The sequence below is a fragment of the Pseudoalteromonas sp. XMcav1-K genome, from assembly GCF_044005875.1.
Classification (GTDB): Bacteria; Pseudomonadota; Gammaproteobacteria; order Enterobacterales; family Alteromonadaceae; genus Pseudoalteromonas; species Pseudoalteromonas spongiae.
The window spans coordinates 28,144-49,915 of record NZ_JBIPJE010000018.1 but is presented as its reverse complement, the minus strand read 5'-3'; the positions used below and the strand labels follow the sequence as shown (position 1 = coordinate 49,915).

Annotated in this window: 14 protein-coding genes and 1 riboswitch; of the genes, 7 read left to right on the top strand and 7 right to left on the bottom strand. The window is 41.8% G+C overall.

What is annotated here, in order from left to right; all coding sequences use genetic code 11:
• The first annotated feature begins 186 nt into the window (after window positions 1-186).
• A complete protein-coding gene (locus ACHSBP_RS00980) occupies window positions 187-1,248 on the top strand; it encodes an efflux RND transporter periplasmic adaptor subunit (RefSeq protein ID WP_395387961.1) in 1,062 nt (353 codons plus the stop codon).
• Entirely contained in the window at window positions 1,245-4,334 is a 3,090-nt protein-coding gene (locus ACHSBP_RS00975; RefSeq protein WP_395387960.1) for an efflux RND transporter permease subunit, read from the top strand. The genes ACHSBP_RS00980 and ACHSBP_RS00975 overlap by 4 nt, the downstream gene beginning before the upstream one ends.
• Before the next feature lie 26 nt (window positions 4,335-4,360).
• Here the strand turns inward: ACHSBP_RS00975 and ACHSBP_RS00970 are convergent, their stop codons facing one another.
• Complete coding sequence (locus ACHSBP_RS00970; RefSeq protein ID WP_395387959.1) at window positions 4,361-5,062, bottom strand: SDR family NAD(P)-dependent oxidoreductase; 702 nt, start codon at window positions 5,060-5,062, stop codon at window positions 4,361-4,363.
• A gap of 65 nt (window positions 5,063-5,127) precedes the next feature.
• Between ACHSBP_RS00970 and msrA the strand changes: the two genes are divergently transcribed.
• A complete protein-coding gene (gene msrA / locus ACHSBP_RS00965) occupies window positions 5,128-5,652 on the top strand; it encodes a peptide-methionine (S)-S-oxide reductase MsrA (RefSeq protein WP_395387958.1) in 525 nt (174 codons plus the stop codon).
• A 44-nt stretch (window positions 5,653-5,696) separates the two neighbouring features.
• On the opposite strand, the gene ACHSBP_RS00960 is transcribed toward msrA, so the two are convergent.
• On the bottom strand, window positions 5,697-7,604 hold the full coding sequence (locus ACHSBP_RS00960; protein WP_395387957.1) for a TonB-dependent receptor domain-containing protein: 1,908 nt from the start codon (window positions 7,602-7,604) through the stop codon (window positions 5,697-5,699).
• A gap of 33 nt (window positions 7,605-7,637) precedes the next feature.
• Window positions 7,638-7,836: riboswitch (cobalamin riboswitch) on the bottom strand.
• A gap of 162 nt (window positions 7,837-7,998) precedes the next feature.
• Here ACHSBP_RS00960 and ACHSBP_RS00955 point away from each other — a divergent pair.
• The gene (locus tag ACHSBP_RS00955) at window positions 7,999-11,253 is read left to right on the top strand and encodes a M6 family metalloprotease domain-containing protein (RefSeq protein ID WP_010562037.1); all 3,255 of its coding nucleotides are present in this window, start codon (window positions 7,999-8,001) and stop codon (window positions 11,251-11,253) included.
• An 87-nt stretch (window positions 11,254-11,340) separates the two neighbouring features.
• On the opposite strand, the gene ACHSBP_RS00950 is transcribed toward ACHSBP_RS00955, so the two are convergent.
• Window positions 11,341-11,823: a YajQ family cyclic di-GMP-binding protein gene (locus tag ACHSBP_RS00950; protein ID WP_100914137.1), complete on the bottom strand. Its 483-nt coding sequence runs from the start codon at window positions 11,821-11,823 to the stop codon at window positions 11,341-11,343.
• A 263-nt stretch (window positions 11,824-12,086) separates the two neighbouring features.
• On the opposite strand from ACHSBP_RS00950, the gene ACHSBP_RS00945 reads away from it, so the two are divergent.
• Complete coding sequence (locus ACHSBP_RS00945) at window positions 12,087-12,449, top strand: VanZ family protein (protein WP_010562059.1); 363 nt, start codon at window positions 12,087-12,089, stop codon at window positions 12,447-12,449.
• Entirely contained in the window at window positions 12,436-13,329 is an 894-nt protein-coding gene (locus ACHSBP_RS00940; RefSeq protein ID WP_010562060.1) for a ketopantoate reductase family protein, read from the top strand. Before ACHSBP_RS00945 ends, ACHSBP_RS00940 begins: the two co-directional genes overlap by 14 nt.
• On the opposite strand, the gene thiI is transcribed toward ACHSBP_RS00940, so the two are convergent.
• The gene (gene thiI, locus ACHSBP_RS00935; RefSeq protein WP_010562061.1) at window positions 13,307-14,767 is read right to left on the bottom strand and encodes a tRNA uracil 4-sulfurtransferase ThiI; all 1,461 of its coding nucleotides are present in this window, start codon (window positions 14,765-14,767) and stop codon (window positions 13,307-13,309) included. The two genes, ACHSBP_RS00940 and thiI, sit on opposite strands and share 23 nt — an antisense overlap.
• A gap of 366 nt (window positions 14,768-15,133) precedes the next feature.
• On the opposite strand from thiI, the gene ACHSBP_RS00930 reads away from it, so the two are divergent.
• The gene (locus ACHSBP_RS00930; protein WP_010562062.1) at window positions 15,134-17,911 is read left to right on the top strand and encodes a pitrilysin family protein; all 2,778 of its coding nucleotides are present in this window, start codon (window positions 15,134-15,136) and stop codon (window positions 17,909-17,911) included.
• Window positions 17,912-17,985: 74 nt separating this feature from the next.
• Here the strand turns inward: ACHSBP_RS00930 and ACHSBP_RS00925 are convergent, their stop codons facing one another.
• The 3 genes from ACHSBP_RS00925 to rnr all read right to left on the bottom strand — a co-directional run bounded on the left by ACHSBP_RS00925 (window position 17,986) and on the right by rnr (window position 21,707).
• Window positions 17,986-18,414 carry a BLUF domain-containing protein gene (locus ACHSBP_RS00925; RefSeq protein ID WP_010562063.1) on the bottom strand — a complete coding sequence of 143 codons (429 nt, stop codon included), beginning with the start codon at window positions 18,412-18,414 and terminating at the stop codon, window positions 17,986-17,988.
• Window positions 18,415-18,535: 121 nt separating this feature from the next.
• Window positions 18,536-19,273, bottom strand: coding sequence for a 23S rRNA (guanosine(2251)-2'-O)-methyltransferase RlmB (gene rlmB, locus ACHSBP_RS00920; protein ID WP_010562064.1), 738 nt, complete (start codon window positions 19,271-19,273; stop codon window positions 18,536-18,538).
• Window positions 19,274-19,277: 4 nt separating this feature from the next.
• Window positions 19,278-21,707, bottom strand: coding sequence for a ribonuclease R (gene rnr / locus ACHSBP_RS00915; protein ID WP_010562065.1), 2,430 nt, complete (start codon window positions 21,705-21,707; stop codon window positions 19,278-19,280).
• Between the last annotated feature and the right edge of the window lie 65 nt (window positions 21,708-21,772).

The following is a 21,772-nucleotide window of genomic DNA, read 5'->3' as shown; positions in this document are numbered from 1 at the left end:
ACACCCCAAATTAATGCTGCTCGTAGCTGTTTGCAATATGGGCAATTTTTACTTTTATTTTTCATAAATTCTACGTACTCACGGAAAAAAACACGTTTAATTCACAATATTATACGATGCCTAACACGCACAAGTTCTAAACTGTCTAGTAGAATAGTGAGCCCTGAACACTTACGAGAAACTTTTATGCACGCAAAACAATCTGGTAAAGCATTATTCCCCCTCATCTGTTTTGTTTTATTCGGTTTATGCATTTATTTGTATTTACCTGAATCGCAAGGACAACAAAGCAAGCGAAATGCAAACGCAACACCAGTACAAGCGCATCAAGTTGCAATTAGCCGCCAAGCAAATATTATCGAATCGCTTGGTACTGCGCGTGCAAATCAAGCGGTAACGCTCGTTAGCGCACAATCTGACTATATTAAAAATATCTTTTTTGATGATGGCGACACCGTTAAAAAGGGCCAGTTGCTGATTGAACTTCAAGATGCCGAAGAAAAAACCCGCGTTGAAGAACTTGAAATTCTGTTAAAAGAAGAAAACCGCAAATTAAAGCGTTTACAGCAGTTGGCAAAAACACAAGCTACTGCGCGCTCTGCACTTGATGAGCAAGAGGCTAGCTATGAGGCAACCAAAACACAACTGGCTAGCGCTAAAATTAAACTTGCTGAAATGAAGCTATACGCCCCATTTAGCGGCAAACTTGGCCTGCGAGAAGTATCTACAGGTACCTTTGTAAATACCAGTACAGAAATCACCACACTGGATGATACCAGCGTGATTAAAACCGATTTTAATGTACCAGAGAAATACCTCGCGCAAATCGCCACTGGTATGACAGTCACCGCAACAAGCCCTGCTTATCCAACAAAAACCTTCAGCGGTACTGTGTCGCACATTGCCAGCCGTATTGATGCGGCAACACGCAGTGTAAAAATTACCGCTAACTTTGATAATAACGATAACATGCTGCGCACTGGCATGCTGCTATACACGCAATTAGAACTAAGCGCAGAAAATACCTTGATGGTGCCTGAAAAGTCGCTTATTCCACAGCAAGACAAACACTTTGTTTATGTCATCAACGATAACGTAATTGAAAAACGCCAAGTCACTATTGGCCTGCGCCGCGGTGGTTGGGTTGCCATTGGCAGCGGTTTAAGCGAAGGCGAACAGATTGTGACTGAAGGCATTATTAAAGTCAGACCAAATAGCCAAGTAACAATTAAGGAGATGCTGAAATGATTTTAACCGACATTTCAGTTAAACGTCCGGTCTTTGCAACCGTAATAAACTTACTGCTACTTACTTTTGGTTTAGTTGCATTTTCAATGCTTCCGCTAAGAGAGTACCCAGATATTGATACGCCAATTGTGTCAGTAAGCACTAGCTACACAGGTGCGTCTTCTGAGGTTATCGAAACCAAAATTACCCAAGTATTAGAAAACCGTATTTCAGGTATTGAAGGCGTTAAAAGCATTAACTCGTCAAGCCGAAATGGTCGCTCAAATATTACCATTGAATTCAATATTGACCGCGATATTGATGCCGCTGCCAACGATGTACGTGAACGTGTTTCACGCGCACTTGATAGCTTACCCGAGCAAGTACGCCCGCCAGAAGTGTCAAAATCCGACAGCGATGAAAGCCCAATTGCATGGTTTGTATTAAACAGTACATCAATGAATTCATTGCAGCTGTCTGATTACGCCCAGCGTTATATTGTTGATAGGCTTGCGGTAGTAGATGGCGTAGCCAATGTGCGTCTAGGTGGTCAACGCGAATACTCGATGAAAGTATGGTTAAACCGTGATGCAATGGCTGCTAAAGGGGTTACCGCTGATGAAATTGAGCGTGTATTACGTCAAGAGAACGTTGAATTACCAGCCGGTGAAATTGAATCGGTAGATCGCGATTTCACCGTACGTATTGCGCGCAGCTATAAATCGCAAAGTGATTTTCAAAACTTAGTCATTAAACGCGGTGACAGTGGTTACTTGGTGCGTTTAAAAGAAGTGGCCGACGTAAGGCTTGAAGCGGTTGATGAAGAAAACCTATTCCGCGGTAACGGCAAAGACATGATAGGCCTTGGTATTGTTAAACAAGCCAAAGCTAACACCTTAACCGTAGTTGAAAAAGCACGCGAAGAAATAGAAAAAATTAAGCGTTCATTACCTGAAGGCACCACCATTCAAGACAGTTACGATTCATCTATTTTCATCCGTGAATCAATTGCTGAGGTATATCGCACACTGGCTATTGCAATGGCGTTAGTAGTTGCCGTTATCTTTTTATTCTTAGGCAGCGTGCGCGCAACCCTTATTCCGGCAATTACCGTACCCGTGGCGCTGATTGGTAGCTTTACTTTTCTTTACAGCATGGGTTACTCAATTAACTTACTTACTTTACTCGCCTTAGTACTGGCAATTGGTTTAGTAGTAGATGATGCCATTGTAATGCTTGAAAACATTCACCGCCGAGTAGAACTTGGCGAACCGCCACTGCTTGCGGCCTATCGCGGTGCACGTGAAGTTGGCTTTGCGATTGTTGCAACAACACTCGTACTGGTGTCGGTATTTGTGCCGCTAGTCTTTATGGAAGGCCGAATTGGTAGCTTATTTACTGAATTTGCTATGGCCACCAGCGCTGCGGTGATTTTCTCAAGTTTAACCGCACTCACATTATCGCCAGCGCTGTGCTCTAAAATTTTAAAGCCAAGTGAAAAAGCATCCAAGTTTAGTCATAAAATTGATGCACTATTTAGCAAAGTTGAAAGCGGCTACGAAAATTTACTGCGTAACAACGTGGCTAGCAGTAAAAGCATGCTGCTACTTCTTATTTTTGCAGGCCTTGCTAGCTACTTGTTATTTAAACAACTGCCATCGGAACTGACACCAAAAGAAGACCGCGGTACTTTCTTTATAATGATGAATGGCCCTGAGGGCGCAAGCTACGAAAATAACGCTCAGAACATGGCTCAGATTGAAGAAAAACTGATGCCATATCAGGAAAATGGTGAATTAAGTCGCGTACTTATTCGTGTTCCTGGCTGGGGTGGCCGTGGCGGCGTTGCAATTGTCGGTATGGCCGATTGGGACGAACGCAAACGTGATACGTGGCAGGTAATGGGCGAGATCAGCGGCAAATTAACCGATGTTACCGATGTGCGTGCCTTTGCCATTATGCGCTCTGGTGTTGGCGGTCGTGGCAACAGTCGTCCGGTTGAGTTTGTATTGCAAGGTAACAGCTACGAAGAACTGGCCGATTGGCGTGACCGTATTCTAGCTCGTGCCCGTGAGAACAAAGGGCTAGTACGTCTTGACCACGATTACAAAGAAACCTTTCCGCAGTTTTTAGTCAGTATTGATAAAAACAAAGCAGCAGATCTGGGTATTAGTATTTCGCAAATTGGCCGCACACTTGAATCTATGCTGGGTCAGCGCCGAGTCACCACGTTTATTGACCGCGGTGAAGAATACGATGTGATTTTAAAAGGCACCAAAGCTGACTTTTCAGACCCGAAAAATATTTCGTCGATTTACCTAAAATCACGTAACAATGACTTAGTGCCATTAGATAGCTTAATCGCCATTGATGAACAAGCGACAGCAGCGCGTTTAAACCGTTATAACCGAATGCGCGCCATTACCATTAGCGCCAACCTTGCTGCTGATTACTCACTAGCGGAAGCGCTTGATTTTCTAAACCAAGTGGCAATGGAAGAAAACGATATTGAAGGCGCGATTGGTTACAAAGGCGAATCGCAAATGTTCTACGAAGGCGCATCGGCAATGACCTATGTGTTTATTTTAGCGCTCACGGTTACTTTCTTAGTACTTGCAGCGCAATTTGAGAGCTTTGTGCACCCGTTAGTAATTATGCTTACAGTACCACTTGGCTTAGTCGGTGCATTAACAGGGTTATTCTTCACAAACTCTAGTCTCAATATTTATAGCCAAATTGGTATTGTTATGTTGATAGGATTAAGTGCCAAAAATGGTATCTTAATTGTGGAGTTTGCCAACCAGCTGCGCGATAAAGGTGTCGCCTTTACCGAGGCATTAATCAGCGCTTCGAAACAACGCCTGCGCCCAATTATTATGACCTCTTTAACCACAGTAATGAGTTCGGTACCGCTGGTGTTGGCATCGGGCCCGGGTTCTGAAAGTCGTATGGTTATTGGTATTGTTATTTTAACCGGTGTGGTTGTGGCTACCTTGCTAACACTATTTGTTATTCCGAGTGCATATTACATGCTGGCGCGTAACACACAATCGCCAGAAACCACTGAAAAAGCAATTAACGATCAAGCCAGCGATCATCCGCTATAAAACTATAGAGTGGTAGCTAAGCTTAGCTACCACTCTATTTCTTGCCCATCCCACGCAAAGAATTTTCCACTGTCTTTTTCATTAACCTGAAACATCAAGCGAATTAAACATTCCGCACTAAATTGTACAGTAAACAATTTATTTTCAGGCACATTACGTTGAAATGGTTTAGACAACTTGGTATCTGTTGTGCCCGGATGAAAGGCTATTACACATACCTTATTGCTACTTCGAGCCAGTTCCACACTCGCGGTTTTGATTGCCATATTAAGTGCCGCTTTAGCCATACGGTAACTGTACCAACCACCTAAACGGTTATCGCCTATGCTGCCGACTCGCGCTGATAAAAATGCCAATTTACACTCTTTTGTCAGTAACTTTTGCAAATGCACTAAGTAGGTGAGCGGCGCAAATGCGTTGGCTTGCATTAATGCCATTGCCGAATCAACACGCCATTGTGATAGATTTTTTTCGGGCTGAATTTCCTCTTGGTGCAATAAACCCAAACAACAAAAGACATAATCGAACTTAATTGATAATGTTGCTAAACAGCTTGCTACCTGCTGTTCGCTGTGGTTTTCGACTAACAACACATTAAAGCGTTTATCACGTAAAAGAGTTGGATTGCTAGTAATAATGGTAATGTTATGTTCGTCGTCTTGTTGGCATAACAGCTCAGCAACAGCTAAACCTATGCCGCCCGCCCCAATAATTAAACTTTGTTTCATCTTGCCGTCCCTTGTCTAACTGTATTAATCTTTACGCAACTAACAAGAAAATAGATTAAACAATAATGCAAACAGCAATTTTTGGTGGTGGCTGCTTTTGGTGTATTGATGCGGCATTTCGCCGTTTAAAAGGCGTGCAATCGGTGCTATCAGGTTACAGTGGTGGTCATTTAGATAACCCAACTTATCAAGATATTTGTACCGGCTTATCCGGTCATGCCGAAGTGGTGAAAATTGAATTTGATGAGCAAGTTATTAGCTACTCAACACTATTACAAGTCTTTTTTGAGTTACACGATCCAACACAATTAAACCGCCAAGGTAATGATGTTGGAACACAATACCGCAGTGTTATTTTTTATCTTGATGATGTTCAAAAACTAGCGAGCTTAAAAATGCTGGCGAGCCAGCAAGCACTTTTTGCAGACAAAATTGTCACTGAGCTAAGCCCTGCGACACTTTTTTATAGTGCTGAAACATACCACCAAGACTATTACCGCGATAACCCTAATCAACCTTATTGCAGTATTATGATTGGCCCTAAATTAGCCAAGTTCTCAGCTAATTATGCGACATTACTAGCGCAATAAAAAAAGCCGCAACTTGCGGCTTTTTTTTACAAAATGAATCTCAGTTAAAAATCGTACGCGATACCAACAAATAACTGACGACCAATTTCGTTGTAGTGGTAAAACGCATCATTTACCCAATCGCCATCGATATCTACACCATAACCTTGACTTGGAATGTACTCTTTATCAAATAGATTTTCGATACGAGCACTTACCGTTAATTGCTGTTGAATTTGATAGTTTGCAGCTAAGTCCCACACAATGCGCGATGGGATTTTAGTAATCAGCGTCGATTTTTGCTCAGATTGATACGCAACACTTAAATTAATATCTAAATCTTGCCACTGCTTAGCGATGCTGTAACGTACATTTTCTTTTGCAACAAATGGCAAGTCACTATATTTTTCAACTGCGATCGGTGAGCTATCCACTTTCTGCGCGTCGATATAGCTTACATTAAGCGTGTTATCAAAACCGTAAAATGCAAAATTAGTGGTTAGCTCTACGCCTTCATAACGTGCTTCAGCAATATTAAATGGTGACCAACGATATGGGTTATCCGCTGTTGGTGCTGGTGCCCACGCAATTTTATTGGTTAGCTCGTTACGAAATGCCGCAACATCCACACTTAGGCTATCAAAATCAATACGTAAGCCAAGCTCACGGTTAATTGATGTTTCAGCTTCAAGCTCTGGGTTACCTGAACCAGGGTAGTATAAATCGTTGAACGTAGGTGCTTTAAAGCCAGAGCTTTGACTTACACGCAGTACTGCGTCTTGATGTAGGTAAATACCACCCGCAATGTTATACGTTTGCTCAGAACCTACTTCATCATAATCATCATGACGCACAGCCACATTAGCTAAAAAGTTGCCGTCATCGTAATACGCGCCAACAAATGCAGCATAAGCATTGCGACTTTTCTCATCATAGCTGCTCGTTGTATCAATCTTGTCTTGATGCCAGTTTAAGCCGCCATTAAAGTCGATTTGCTCAGATAACTGATATGTCGATAAATAATCTAGCTGTACACGCTCTGTTGCAAAGCGGCTAGTTGGTTTAGTGCCAAACGTATCATCTTGATCTTGGCTAAACGCAACATCTACTTTATGGCTAAAGTCACCTAACTGTTTAAACCAATTAGCATTTACATGGTAGTTTTCATATTCGGTTTTATCTAATGAAGACTCTTGATAATCAAAATAATTATCAAACTCCACTTCGCCCGTTGAATACTGAGCAATAAAACCTAATTGACCTAACAACGCATTATTATGAGTAAGGTTTAGCCCTAGGTTTAAGTTGTCGTAACCGTCTTTATCTGGATCGGCAAAGTTTGTTGCATCATTTTCTAATACGTCAAATCCTTCTGTACGCTCATAACCTGCATTAAGCGCAATATCCACGTATTCCGTAGTAAAACGTGACGTACCTTCTAAGCTCGCATAACTATTAGAGCCTGTCGTTAATGCAATACTGTGGCCTTGTGATTGACGCGTAATAATATTAATAACACCCGCTAACGCATCAGAACCATATTGTGCTGCGCGAGAGCCTTTTACTACTTCAATACGCTCAACTGAATTTAATGGCAAAGTTGATAAGCTTTTATAACCTAAGGTTGCTGAGCCTACCCGCACACCATCAATTAAAATAAGCGAGTAACGAGATTCTAAGCCACGTACAAATAGGCTCGCATTTTGCCCTTGCCCACCATTACGGTTTACTTGAATGCCCGCTTGCGTTTCTAACACACTTAACACATCACGCACATTTAATTGCTCAATTTGCGCACGGTCAATAACTTGCACGCTTGCCAGAGTTTGGTCAATTGATTGCTCAAGCTTATTCGCGGTAACAACAATGGTTTCAATATCATGCTCTGTTTGAGTGTCAGTTGTGTTAGCTGCAACGAATGAAGAAGACAAGGCAAGGCTAAGCGCCAAACCTAACTTAGATTTGTGATACATATTATCCCCTTGTGCCCACCGCACAATGTTAATCGTTTTAAGAAACCAATTGGCCGGTCTCCGGGCTGAGCATTTTATTTAATACAAAATACATCACCGTTGCGGGGGCAGCGTTGGACTTAATAAGGCAAAGACTTATGCACCAACTTCCCGATTATCCGTTGTTATGTTTGACCCGCTATTTTACTGAAGCGAAAGACCAAAAGTTTAACGGCACCAATAGGCTATTAATTTAGGCGCGTATTGTGGAGGGGATAAGTGAAAATGTCAATTTTAGAAGTCTAAACCGCTAAAAACAGCTGGTAAACTGTTCCCTTATTGTTTCTATAAAAGGTCATTTAGGAGTAAACTTTATTACTCACACAGTGACAATAGATTTGTAACGGATTCAACTATGAAACAGTTAACTAAGGTACTTCTTGCCTGTAGTGCATTTTTGACTCTACACGTAAGTGCATTACAACCGCCCACGCAAGAGCAGCTAAAACGCTATAAAGCCGAAAAAACGTTTAGCCAGCGCGCTTTGCAAGCAAAATCATATGGTAACCACCAGCGTTTACACCATTTGCCGCAACTGCGAACAATGCAAAATAAAGCAGATGAAGCAAACCCATTTGAAGGGTATTTTCCGAGTTTAGGCACTCCTAAAATGTTGGTGCTGCTAGTTGAATTTCCCGATTACTTACACAATGAAAGCAACTCTCAAAGCGCAATTAACAGTAAAATATTTGGTGAGGGCAACGCCAGCAGTTTCCCGTTTGAAAGCCACCGTGCATTTTACCAGCGTTCGTCATATAACAAACTTGATATTCAAGGTAATGTACTTGATTGGTATAAAACCGAGTACAACCGTCCGCTTGACGATGGTACCAACGCTGCACAGGTAAAGCAGCAAATCATCAAAGAAGCAATTGAACACCACGATGCGCTTGGCCATGACTTTAGCCAATACGATAACGACGGCGACGGCGACATCGATTATGTTGCGGTGATTTGGACCGGCCCTCCTGGCGAATGGGCAAGCCTTTGGTGGGGTACTTTCTCAGGTTTTGGCGACAATTCATTTACCGTCGATGGTAAAACCATCAGCACAATTTCTTGGCAATGGCTGGCCTATTCGGAAGGGCAAGCATTTTCACCGCTTGTACTTATTCATGAAACCGGCCATGCACTTGGCCTGCCTGATTACTACGATTACGATGACAGCATTGGTCCGCGTGGTGGTACAGGCGGCATGGATATGATGGATAATAACAGTTCAGATCACAGTGCATTTAGTAAATTTGCACTTGGCTGGCTGACGCCGCAGTTTGCATCAACTTCAGATACCAACTATCAACTTTCAGCCACATCAACTAACCAAGATGCGCTTATTTTACGCAGCGATACAAGTGCCACCAATAAGTACGACGAGTACTTTATTGTGCAATACCGTGATAGAAGCGGTAACGACTTAAACTTAAACGCTGAAGGTTTAAATATTTGGCATATAAATTCAGAGCTCAATAGCTGGGGCTACTTTGCCAACGATAATAGCTACTCTGACAACAAACTTATTCGCCTCATTCAAGCTGATAATTTAAATGAAATTGAGCTAGTTGCGGCCTACGCTGATGAAAACGATGTATTTACTACGGGTGATAGCTTTTCACCTCAAACCCTGCCAGCGAGTAAAAACTATGCCGCAAAACATACAGGCGTAGACATTCAAAACCTCAATACCGATGGCAATGCCGCTACATTTAATGCACAAGTATACCCTAGCATTGCGACTATTTCAGTCGGTTCTATTAGCGATAAATCACTGATTGCGCACAATGCACAAGCAACCATTAGCAGTGACGACTTATCTCAAGTTGATCATGTTGAATTGTTAATTAACGGTGAACTTAAAAAAACACTATCCGCACCGTTTGACGTGAATTTTGCAGAGCTTATTACTGAGAATGGCCAACTAAACTTGCAGATTAATGCCGTTACCGCAGAAGGTTATAAAAGCGCTGAATACTTGAAAGTATTCGCATACAACGGTGAATCTTCAGCAGTGCACTTTCATTTAGATCACTCATTAAATGCGGAAACAAAACAAGTTTACGATAGCTTGACCTTGCCTGTTTACTATTCAGACTTTTTATTCCCGCTAACCAGCACCAACTTTAAATTTGTCTCTGTCGATTTTGGTGAGTCTCGCACGCCTTGGAATAGACTCGACGATGGCACACTGCAAGCATTCGGCCGTGACCGTAAAGCAACCAGTGAAGAAGTATCATTTATTGATAACTACTCGCGCTTTAACAGCAAGCTTATTATTGCCGGTGAAAATGTCCTTAGCCTATCGCCTGAACTTAGCAATACACTCGATTTAACGGTAACCAACACCGATGTTCGTGTAGAGCAAGTGGAAAGTATCGCGCTTAATAATGGGCAAACCGTGAGCCAAACTATCATTGCTGAGGATAGCATCTCACCGCCAAGCTCTGAGTTTATTACACAACAAAATGCAACAACCTTTCTTAACGCGAAAGGTGTGTTTTATGATGACATTGAAGGTAAATGGAAAAATGAGTTTGGCCCGTGTGGCATTCAAGGTGCTATCAATAACAGCAAACTAATTGTGAATACTTGCTCACTAAGTCACTTATCTGCTGGCAGTAAGTCTGCGCTGATTTCACATTATCTTGATTACCTTGAAGTTGAAGATACGGTAGACAACAACCTACTACCGATTATTCAACTTGAAACCACTCATTATGTTACCGAAGGCGAAGCTGTGGCGCTAAGCGCAACTGTAAGCGATGCTGATAACGATCCTATCACGCTAGCTTGGCAGCAAATATCAGGTACTGAAGTGGCAATTGCAGATAGCACAAGTGCAAACCTAAGCTTTACCGCACCGCAAGTGCAAGCAGACGAAAGCTTAACATTCTCGCTCACAGCAGATGATGGCAAAGGTAGTACAACCGCATACATCACTGTAAACGTTATCAATGTAAATAAGCTTCCAGTTGTCGAAATTGATGCACCTCAATCAGTATTAGCTAATGAGCTAGTGACTATTTCCGTCTCCGCGACAGATGAAGACGGCGATGCACTAACCTATGAGTGGCAACAAATCTCAGGCCCTGCAATTGATTTAGCAGGTAATGCCAGCAACACTCTCAGTTTTACAGCACCAGATGTAGTAAGTGATACCGCTATTAAGTTATTTGTGTCGGTATCTGACGGTAAGGGCTCTTCAGGTGTTCATATTTCAATTGATATCAAGCGTTCAAATCAAGCACCGGTAGTTACAATCGGTAATGATTTATCAGTAAATGAAGGTGCAACGGTCACGTTAACCGCAGAATCGAGCGACCCAGATGGTGATGAACTTTATTACAACTGGAAACAAACCAGTGGTCCGGCAGTGAATTTAACCAGTACAGATGAGGCAAACTTAGTTTTCACAGCACCTAGCGTTGATAGCGATCAAGTACTTACATTTGAAGTTACAGTGAGCGACCAATTACTAACGAGCACAGCAAGTGTTCAAGTAACTGTTAAAAACATTGCTCCTCCAACTACTGAAGCAACATCAAGTTCTTCAAGCGGTAGTTTATTTGCAATGTTAGGGCTTCTCACCCTAATTAGCTTACGCAGACGAAGTTAAGATTACACCATAAAGAAAGAGCCACATTTGTGGCTCTTTTTTTAATTTACATCACCAAAATAATTGGTGATTTTGAAAACCCACCGATTAATCGCGGAAGTTTTTAAACTGGAACGGTTGCCCTAATTCAGCTTCGCGAACGAGTTGCATAATAGCTTGTAAGTCATCGCGTTTTTTACCTGTTACGCGCACTTCTTCACCTTGAATCGCAGCTTGTACTTTTACTTTTGAGTCTTTAATCAGCTTCACAATTTTTTTGGCAATGTCTTTTTCTATGCCCTGCTTGATAAACACTTGCTGAGAATACGTTTTACCCGTGTGAACCACATCTTTTACTTCAAAGCTTTTAACATCTAAGCCGCGCTTTACTGCTTTTGCCGCTAAAATATCAAACATCTGATTAAGCTGAAAATCTGAATCAGCTTTCATCGTGATAATCTCTTTACCAAATTCAAATGAGGCTTCAACACCTCTAAAATCGTAACGCGTATCTAATTCACGATTTGAATTATCAACCGCGTTTTTTGCTTCAGTCATTTCCACTTCAGAAACGATATCAAATGAAGGCATAGTTATCTCCGTTATGTGCTAATGGTGCGATTATACCAATTCTGTTAAATATGTGATCAGATATAGCGCTGGATAAATGAAATGCTAACAAGGCAGAATTTAATTTATGTAGCCACTCTACACCGATAAATTTAGCTGCAAGCATGATTAGCTTTTTAATTGGGTTGGTATTATAAAGCGCATAATTAAACTTACAAATTTTTCATATTTTCACGCAATGCTATTTGTTATACTCGAAATTCGTGATTTTGAGGAAGTTTTGTGTGAGCCGACGTATTTATCAGGCATTGTTTATTGTATTTATTATTGCCTGCAGCCTGCTCTTTTTTAAAGAAGTAAAGTCATCGCTAGTTAGCATCTCGCACATCGATAAGATTGCTCACTTCGCTGTGTTTTTTGTGTTAACAGGCTTTTTAAAACGCGCGGTAAAAGCGCCGTTCTGGTTATATATTGTAATTTTGGCAGCGTATGGTGCTGGTGTGGAATACGTGCAAGGTATGCTTCCTCATCGCCAAGCTTCATTTGCTGACTTTGTTGCTGATGTTGCAGGTATTCTTAGTTACTTAATCATCAGTGCTATATGGCATAAACGCTATTCAAAAGCGAAAGAAAGTGAACAAGCCTAAGCTGTATATTGTTGGCCACGGCGCCATTGGTTTATTGTTCGCCCGATTGCTGCGCACAGCATTTGATATCAAACTGATTGTACGCAGTAAAACCAAAAACTCAGCGCACATAACGGTTACAGCGCTTGACCAGTCGGTTGAAACATTCTCGCTCGAAACCGTAACGATTGATCAAATAGACTCTATCGATAACCTCTTTATTCCAACCAAGTCTTACCAAGTCGCCAACGTTTTAGCTCAACTGCAAAATAAAATAAGCACCGGCGCCACCGTGATATTGAGCCATAATGGCATGCCCAACTTGACGGAAATTAACCAAGCGCTCACGACACAGAATCTGTTTTTCTTAACCACCAGCATGGCTGCACTTAAGCATGCAGATTTTGCGATAGCACACACTGGCTTTGGCGCTAGTTTTATTGGCGCATTAAACGCTAACACCGAAAAAACACCAACAATCGAGCATCTTTTAACAGCCATACCAAATATCACCATAGAGCAAAACATTAACGCATTACTGTGGCAAAAACTGATTATTAATATTGCGATAAACCCTTTAACTGCAGTATATCAAGTTAAAAACGGCGCGCTTATCGCACCACAATATGCCAGCGAAATTATCGGTTTGATCAATGAAGCGGTGTTTATTGCTAATAAAGAAGGGGTGGAAATATCACTTAGTAGCGCGCTTGACAGTGCCTACTGGGTAATGCGCGCAACTTCGCAAAACTACTCTTCAATGAATCGCGACGTATTTAAACAGCAGCAAAGCGAAATCGACAGTATCTGTGGTTACATCCATAAAAAAGGGGCTGAATATTGCTATTCAACCCCATTTAACTCTCGCTTTTTAGCGCTTATTCAGGACGGTACACCTTAACGTTAGTGTAGCCTTCTTCATGTAAGATCAGCGCTTGTAATTGGCTCATTACGCCCTTTTTACAATAGAGGTAATAGTCTTCACCTTTTGGTAAATCACCAAACTGTGTTGCTAACTTATAAAACGGTAAGTGTTTAACTTCAATACCATCAAGCTCTAACGGATCGTTGTCTTCTTCTTCCGGCGAACGAATATCAATTACGATCGCGCCTTTTGGTAATTCAGCTGCCGATTCAGCTTCTTTAACTTCTTCTTTAGTTTCCGCTTCAATCTCTTTAATGCACATAATACGCGCATTATTTACAACCGTATCAAGCACATCAAAATCGAAGTTTTCTTCTTCTGCAATGATCTTATCAAGCTTAGCTTTTACCGTTGGCTTTTTTGAAATAACGCCACAGAACTCAGGCATGGCTTCAGCCATTTCAGAAGTACCTATGCTACGAGCAATATCGATGATTTCTTGCTTATCGTGTTGAATAAGCGGGCGTAAAATTAGCGTTTCTGTTACGCGATCAATCACATTTAAGTTTGCTAAAGTTTGGCTCGATACCTGGCCTAGACTTTCACCTGTAACTAACGCATCAATGCCCAGCTTTTGCGCAATTGCACTACCAGCACGCATCATCATACGTTTAAGTACCACACCCATTTGGCTGTTTTCGATGTTTTCTAGAATTTCAGCAACAACCGGTTCAAAGTCTACTTTAATAAACTTTACACGGTGCGTTGAGCTAAATTGTTTCCACAAATAGTAACTTGCTTGCTTAACGCCAATCTCGTGTGTTGCACCACCAAGATTAAAGAATAAGAAGTGAGTACGTGCGCCTTTACGCATCATTAAGTAGCTTGCAACACCCGAGTCAAAACCGCCCGACATTAAGCTTAATACATCTTCTTGAGTCGGAAGCGGAAAGCCACCTAAACCTAAATGCGTTTCTTTGACGACGTAAGCAAATTCATTTTTAACTTCTACTTTTACCGTAATTTCAGGTTTTTGCAGTTTTACCTGTGCACCTTCAACATTCTGATTTAAACCACCACCAACGTAACGCTCTACGTCGCTTGAGGTGAAGTCATGCTTACCTTGACGTTTACAACGTACGCAGAAGGTTTTGCCTTTTAAACGCTCTTTGTTAAGCTCAAGTGCAACTTGATAAATATCATCTAAAGATTCAAATGTGGTTTCTTGTACTTCAATAAATTGCACAATACCCGGCACGCGCTTTAGGGTATCGATTAAACCAAGGCGAATCTCTTCATCTTGGCTTTTACACATCACTACGATGTTGTCCCAGTTTTGAATTACTTTCGCATCTTCATGAACGCGAATAACCATGTTTTTAACATTCGATGCTAAAAGCTTGGTAAAACGTTTGCGAACCGATTTACTTTTAATCGATATTTCTGGGTGTAATTTAACAATAAACTTGAACATACATCATTCTCAAAGCGACAGTGAATTTACTATTATACCAAGACTCAGTCCCTTGTTGAAAGTTTAGTTTAAGCACGCTAGTTATATCTGCTGTCTGCTCTATTTTGTTTCCAAGCTGTTTACATCTGTTAAATCATAGCCTTGCAATTCAATTTCGCTTAGTGTTTTATAGCTAAAGGCATATTGACCTAAGTTGTTACTGTAGCGTAATGCCGTTGTCTTTAATGGAATAAATCAGGGCGTGATAATTAGTTTTCTTAACAACTAACAGCGCTTGGCGTTTGCTATTAGAGTCCGCAGCATCAAAAGTAAAATAACTCCACACATCTCAGTGCAACGTACTCTAATTTTCTAAGGATAGTATTAATGCAAAAACTCACTTTAACGGCACTTACCGTCGCTGTATCTTTAGCACTTTCAGGCTGTAACAGTACAAGCTCATCCTCGACTCAAGCGCAATCAACAAGCACTGCAATTAACTTACCGAGTGTTGACGTAAGTTATGACTCTTTTACACTGGATAATGGCTTAAAAGTTATTGTTCACACAGACCGAAAAGCACCGATTGTCGCTGTAAACGTTTGGTATAACGTTGGCTCAAAGCATGAAAAATTAGGCAAAACTGGTTTTGCCCATTTATTCGAACACTTAATGTTTAACGGTACTGAAAACTATAACGATGAGTATTTTGGTCCATTCGAAAAAGCCGGTGCAACTGAACAAAACGGTACTACAAACAACGACCGTACAAACTACTTCCAAAACGTACCAACCACAGCATTAGATATGGCGCTTTGGATGGAATCTGATCGCATGGGTCACTTACTTGGCGCCATTACCCAAGAAAAACTCGATGAACAGCGCGGTGTCGTACAAAATGAAAAACGCCAAGGTGAAGCGCGCCCTTATGGCAAAATGTGGGGAGCGGTAGCGGAAAATACATTCCCGAAAGGTCACCCTTACTCGTGGTCTGTCATCGGCTCAATGGAAGATTTAAATGCGGCGTCACTTGATGATGTGCACCAGTGGTTTAAAGATTATTATGGCCCTAACAATGCCGTACTAGTGCTTGCTGGTGACATTGACGTGGCAACCGCAAAAGAAAAAGTTAACAAGTACTTTGGCGACATCAAACCAGGTAAGCCAGTTGCACAAATTGATGCATGGGTGGCTAAGCGTACTGGCACTAAACGTATGACAATGCAAGACCGCGTGCCGAGTCCTCGTATTGTTAAAGTATGGAATACCGCTGAAAAAGGTACCGCTGATAGCGAGTATTTATCACTGCTTGCAGATGTACTTGCCGGTGGAAAAAACAGTCGCCTTTATAAGCGCCTAGTCTATCAAGAGCAAAAAGCATCAATGGCATTTGCCTTTAACTACACTCGCACTATGGCGGGTCAAATTATGATTGGTGTTGATACGCTACCGGGTGCAAACTTAAACGAAGTAGAAGCGATTATTGATGAAGAACTTGCGAAACTACTGGATGAAGGCCCTACAAACGAAGAACTAAACCGTATTAAATTCTCAAATGCGGCAAGCTGGGTAAAAAATGTTGAAGGCGTTGGTGGTTTTGGTGGCAAGTCAGACATTCTAGCATCAGGCATGGTTTACCACGGCGACCCTGTTTTCTATAAAAAACAAGAGGCGATTCAAAACGCCGCAACCCCTGCTGATATTCAACAAGCAGGTAAAAAATGGTTAACTGATGGTGATTTTGTACTAACAATCGAACCGTTTGAAAAGCTTTCACACAACCAAACAGGCGCAGATAGAAGTAAAGTACCAAGCGTTGATTCATTACCTGAACTCAAGCTACCTGAAGTACAAACTGCGCGCTTAAACAATGGTTTAGAAGTTGTATTGGCACAGCGTTCTGACACGCCAAGTATCAATATGGAACTTAATTTTGACGGTGGCTTCTCATCAACTACCGACGATAAAGCTGGCCTTGCACTCTTTACAATGAAAATGCTGCGCGAAGGCACCAATGAATTATCAAGCTTAGAGCTGGCTGCAGAACTTGAAAAAATTGGCGCGTCACTTTATTCAGGTGCAAGTTTAGATAACGCTGATGTTAGTTTAAGTGCATTAAAAGTGAATTGGCAGCGCAGTGCTGAGTTATTTTCACAAGCGATACTTAACCCTGCATTTAACGAGCAAGATATTGAGCGTATTCGTAAACTCACGATTGACGGCATCAAAAAAGAAAAATCAACACCAATGAGCAATGCATTGCGTGAACTGCCACCACGTTTATACGGCGAAAATCACGCATATTCGCAACCTTTAACAGGCTCGGGTTACGCAGCAACCGTTAACAGTTTCACTCGTGACGACTTAGTTAATTACAAAAACACTTGGTTACGCCCTGATAACGCACGCTTAGTTGTGGTTGGCGATATTTCAATGGATGAGCTAACCACAACACTAAATACTACGTTGGCTGACTGGAAGGCGCCAAATACTGCAAAACCAGCGGTAAGCCTAACGCAGGTAACACCGGCACAAACAGCTAAAGTATATGTAATCGACAAGCCAGATACGCCACAATCACTGATTGTTGCCGGTTTACTTGGCCCGGATCGCAATAGTTTAGCCACTGATCAAGATATTAAGCTGGATATTATGAACACCATTATTGGCGGTTCATTTACGTCACGTATTAATATGAATCTGCGTGAAGATAAAGGTTGGTCATACGGTGCTCGCTCTGCATTACTTGACTATAAAGGGCAGTCTCCGTTCTTTGTTTATGCGCCAGTGCAAACCGACAAAACCAAAGAGTCGATTCAAGAGATCTTAAAAGAACTAGAAAACTACACTGGTAAAAAACCAGCCACTGACGAAGAGCTAAATAAAGTTGTCAGTAACAAGGTTGCTAAACTACCAGGTCGTTACGAGAAAAAGTGGTCGTTACTTGGCTCGCTATCAAGCGCATATAAGCGAGGCAAAGATGTATCTGACCTTGAGCAATATGGTTCAAAAGTAAAAAGCACCACACTTAGTGACGTGAAACAACAAGCTAAAGGCCTTATCAAACAAGACCAAATGACATGGGTTATTGTGGGTGATGTGGCAAAAATTAAAGCGGAACTTGAATCACTTAACTTAGGTGAAATTGTTTACCTAGAAGATTAACGAAATAGCTAAGTATTAATTTAAAAAGCCGCAATTACGCGGCTTTTTATTAGTGATATGAAAACGTTTCTAGCTCAAATTGATTTTGGTTCAAAATCATTCGAAAAAATACGTAATAACTTGATTGCAAGTGGAATTGCTACGCTACCAGATGAAAAATGTTCCATTTCTCTCTTAAGTTCTGAATATTTACTGTCTTTTTCTACTTCCAAATTAATCATTCCCATGTTCCATTTAGAAAACACGCGTTTATCTGCAGGCTCGAAGTACATTAAATTACAGTCCTGATGTCTGTCATCCTTCATTATTTTTTCATAAAGTGAACTAAGTTGAGCATGCTCTCCTTCCAACACCTGTAACAGCCAACCACCGTTGTAAAACAAACAGCCTGTTATATGCTGATTGCCATTATTACGACGAGCAACCACCAGCAAATCCGTAAAATCTTGATTTGTTAGCTTTCGCGACTCTCTACTTTGATAAATTAATTGGTGCAGTGACATAAACAGTTCCATGGCTTAAAGTTCAACTTTAAAATATATAGACTGTTATCTTAAAAAGGTCACTGTTTAATAACAAAAAAAGGCCGCTAAGCGACCTTTTTACCAAGCGAGTAAACTGTATTTACGCGCGTCGTTGGCGCAGTACTTCAAACAAACAAATACCCGTTGCCACCGATACATTTAAGCTTGAAACTGTACCGACCATTGGAATTTTAACCAGCTCATCGCAGTGCTCACGGGTTAAGCGACGCATACCTGAGCCTTCTGCGCCCATTACAATTGCCATTGGGCCTGTTAGCTTAGCATCAAATACTTCAACATCTGTTTCGCCAGCAGTACCAACAACCCAAACACCCATTTCTTTAATATCACGCAGGGTGCGAGCAAGGTTTGTTACCTGCACTAAAGGAACCGTTTCTGCCGCACCACAGGCAACTTTACGCGCGGTACCATTCAGTTTGGCTGATTTATCTTTCGGTACAATAATCGCATCTACACCTGCGGCATCAGCATTACGTAAACACGCACCTAAGTTATGCGGGTCAGTTACGCCATCAAGTACTAATAAAAATGGCGTATCGCTATTGGCAATGATCTGGTCGAGATCTTTCTCGTTGTACTTTTTACCCTCTTTTACGCGGGCAATAATCCCCTGATGCTGTTCACCTTTGGCTTTATCATCGAGTGCTTTACGCTGCATAAATTGGATAGACACACCGAATTGACGCGCTAAGTTAATAATTGGATTAAGGCGTTTATCTTCGCGGCCTTTTAGCGCATAAATTTCGATAAAGCGCTCTGGTTCTTTATTTAAAATTGCTTCCACTGAGTGAAAGCCAAAAATTAATTCGTTACTCATTTAATTAGCTCTTAGCACGTTTTCTTGCATTTTTACCCGGACGCTTTTTAGCAGCCGAAGCTTTTGATTTGGTTTTGCTAGCAGACTTTTTACCTGCTTTGCTTTTCTTGGTCGGCTTACCTGATGATTTACCCGCAGGTTTTGGTTTGCCCTTACCTTTGCCTTTTTCAGGAATCGCACCTGCACGTAGCTGGTCGCGCACACTGCTCGCTTCATTTACAGCTTTTTGGGCACGACGACGTGAATAGCGGTCTTGCCCTACTTCTTCACCTAGCGTTAAATTAATGCGGCGATCATCAAGGCTAACAGAGGCTACTTGCACATCAATAGCATCACCCATACGGAATACTTTGCGGCTATTTTCACCTATTAAACAATGCTTTTTACCGTCGAAATGATAGTAGTCGTTGCCAAGTGACGTAACATGCACCATACCGTCGATATATAAGTCGTTTAAGCGCACAAATAAGCCAAAGTTTGTCACCGATGAAATCACACCACTGAATACTTCGCCTACGCGGTCTTGCATAAATTCGCACTTAAGCCAATCAGCCACTTCACGGGTGGCATCGTCTGCGCGGCGTTCAGTCATTGAGCATTGCTCGCCTAGCTGATCGACCTCATCTTGAATATAGGCATATTCACCCGATGTTTTTTGCCCCTGCTCTTTAATAACGGCTTTAATTGCGCGGTGCACAACTAAATCAGGGTAACGGCGAATTGGCGAAGTAAAGTGCGCATAGGCTTTTAACGCCAAGCCAAAGTGGCCAATATTATCAGCCTGATACACCGCTTGCTTCATTGAGCGTAACAACATGGTTTGAATAAGCTCAATTTCAGGGCGCTTTTCTAATCGGTCAAATAACTCGCCCACTTCTTTTGGCGTTGGCTCTTGCGGCATAGTTACTTCAATACCCAACTCACCTAAAAACTGGCTAAAGTTCATTAGCTTTTCAGGATCAGGCTCATCATGCACACGGTAAAGCGCTGGCGCTTCGTGTTTTTCTAATAACTTGGCGGCGGCAACGTTCGCTAAAATCATGCACTCTTCGATCAATTTATGTGCATCGTTGCGGCTAAGTGCCACAATTGATTCGATTTTACGCTGCGCGTTAAAAATAAATTTCGGCTCTTTGGTTTCAAACTCAATAGCGCCGCGCTCTAAACGCGCTGCTTTCAGCGTTTTATACATTAAGTGTAATTCGCGAATATGCGGCACAAGCGCTGCATTTTCTTTACCTAATGCATTTTCATCGCCACCCAATAACTCACCCACTTTGGTGTAAGTTAAGCGTGCGTGCGAATTCATCACGGCTTGGTAAAAACGATAGCCTGACAATTTACCCGTTTGTGATACCGTCATTTCAGCCACCATACACAGGCGGTCTACTTTCGGATTTAAACTACATAACCCGTTAGACAGCACTTTTGGCAACATTGGAATAACTTCTGACGGGAAGTACACCGAGTTACCACGTTGAATTGCTTCACGATCTAATGGGCTGTTTTTGCTAACATAGTGCGATACATCGGCAATCGCGACCCACAAACGCCAACCACCTGACTTTTTCGCTTCGCAGAATACCGCATCATCAAAGTCACGGGCGTCTTCCCCATCAATAGTCACCAATGGTAAATGACGTAAATCGATGCGCCCTTCTTTGTCTTTTTCAAGCACTTCGTCGGTTAGGCCAGCAATTTGCTGCTCAAGGTCTTTTGGCCATTGATTTGGAATGTCGTGATTACGTAGCGCAACTTCAATCTCCATACCTGGAGCCATATGTTCACCAAGTACATCAATCACTTTACCAAGCGCATTCATACGTTTACTTGGGCGCTGAGTGATTTCGATTTGCACCATTTGATTGTGCTTCGCATCACCTTCAAAGCCCGGCAAAATCATAATATCTTGGCTAATGCGAGGATCTTCCGCTACCACAACGGCCATGCCGTGCTCACGGAAAAAACGGCCAATAATCGGCGCTCTATCGCCCTCAAGTACACGCACAATACGCGCATCGCATTTGCCATTTTTACCCATGTTAGCAGGTTTTGCTAAAACACGATCACCATGCAGCACTTGCTCCATTTGGTGTTTTGGAATAAACCAATCTTTACCGCCTTCATCCAGCTCTAAAAAGCCAAACCCTTCGCGATGACCAATAACCTTACCTTTTACTAAACCGACTTTATCTGGAATGCAGTAGCATTTTAGCTTATTAAAAAGTAACTGCCCGTCACGCTCCATTGCGCGTAAACGACGTTTTAGCGCAATTTGGCGCTCTTCTTCAAATACATTAAGCTCGCCGCATAAATCGGCAAAATTTGCAGGTTTAGTTCGGTTGCTGATGTGATCAAGAATAAACTCTCGACTCGGTACTGGATTATCGTACTTTTGTTGTTCGCGGTCTAAATAAGGATCTTTTTTTGGCATGAATTCGCACTGTCTATGAAAGTGCTTTTATTTTAAACCATTTAGCCATTGGGTGACAGGTCATT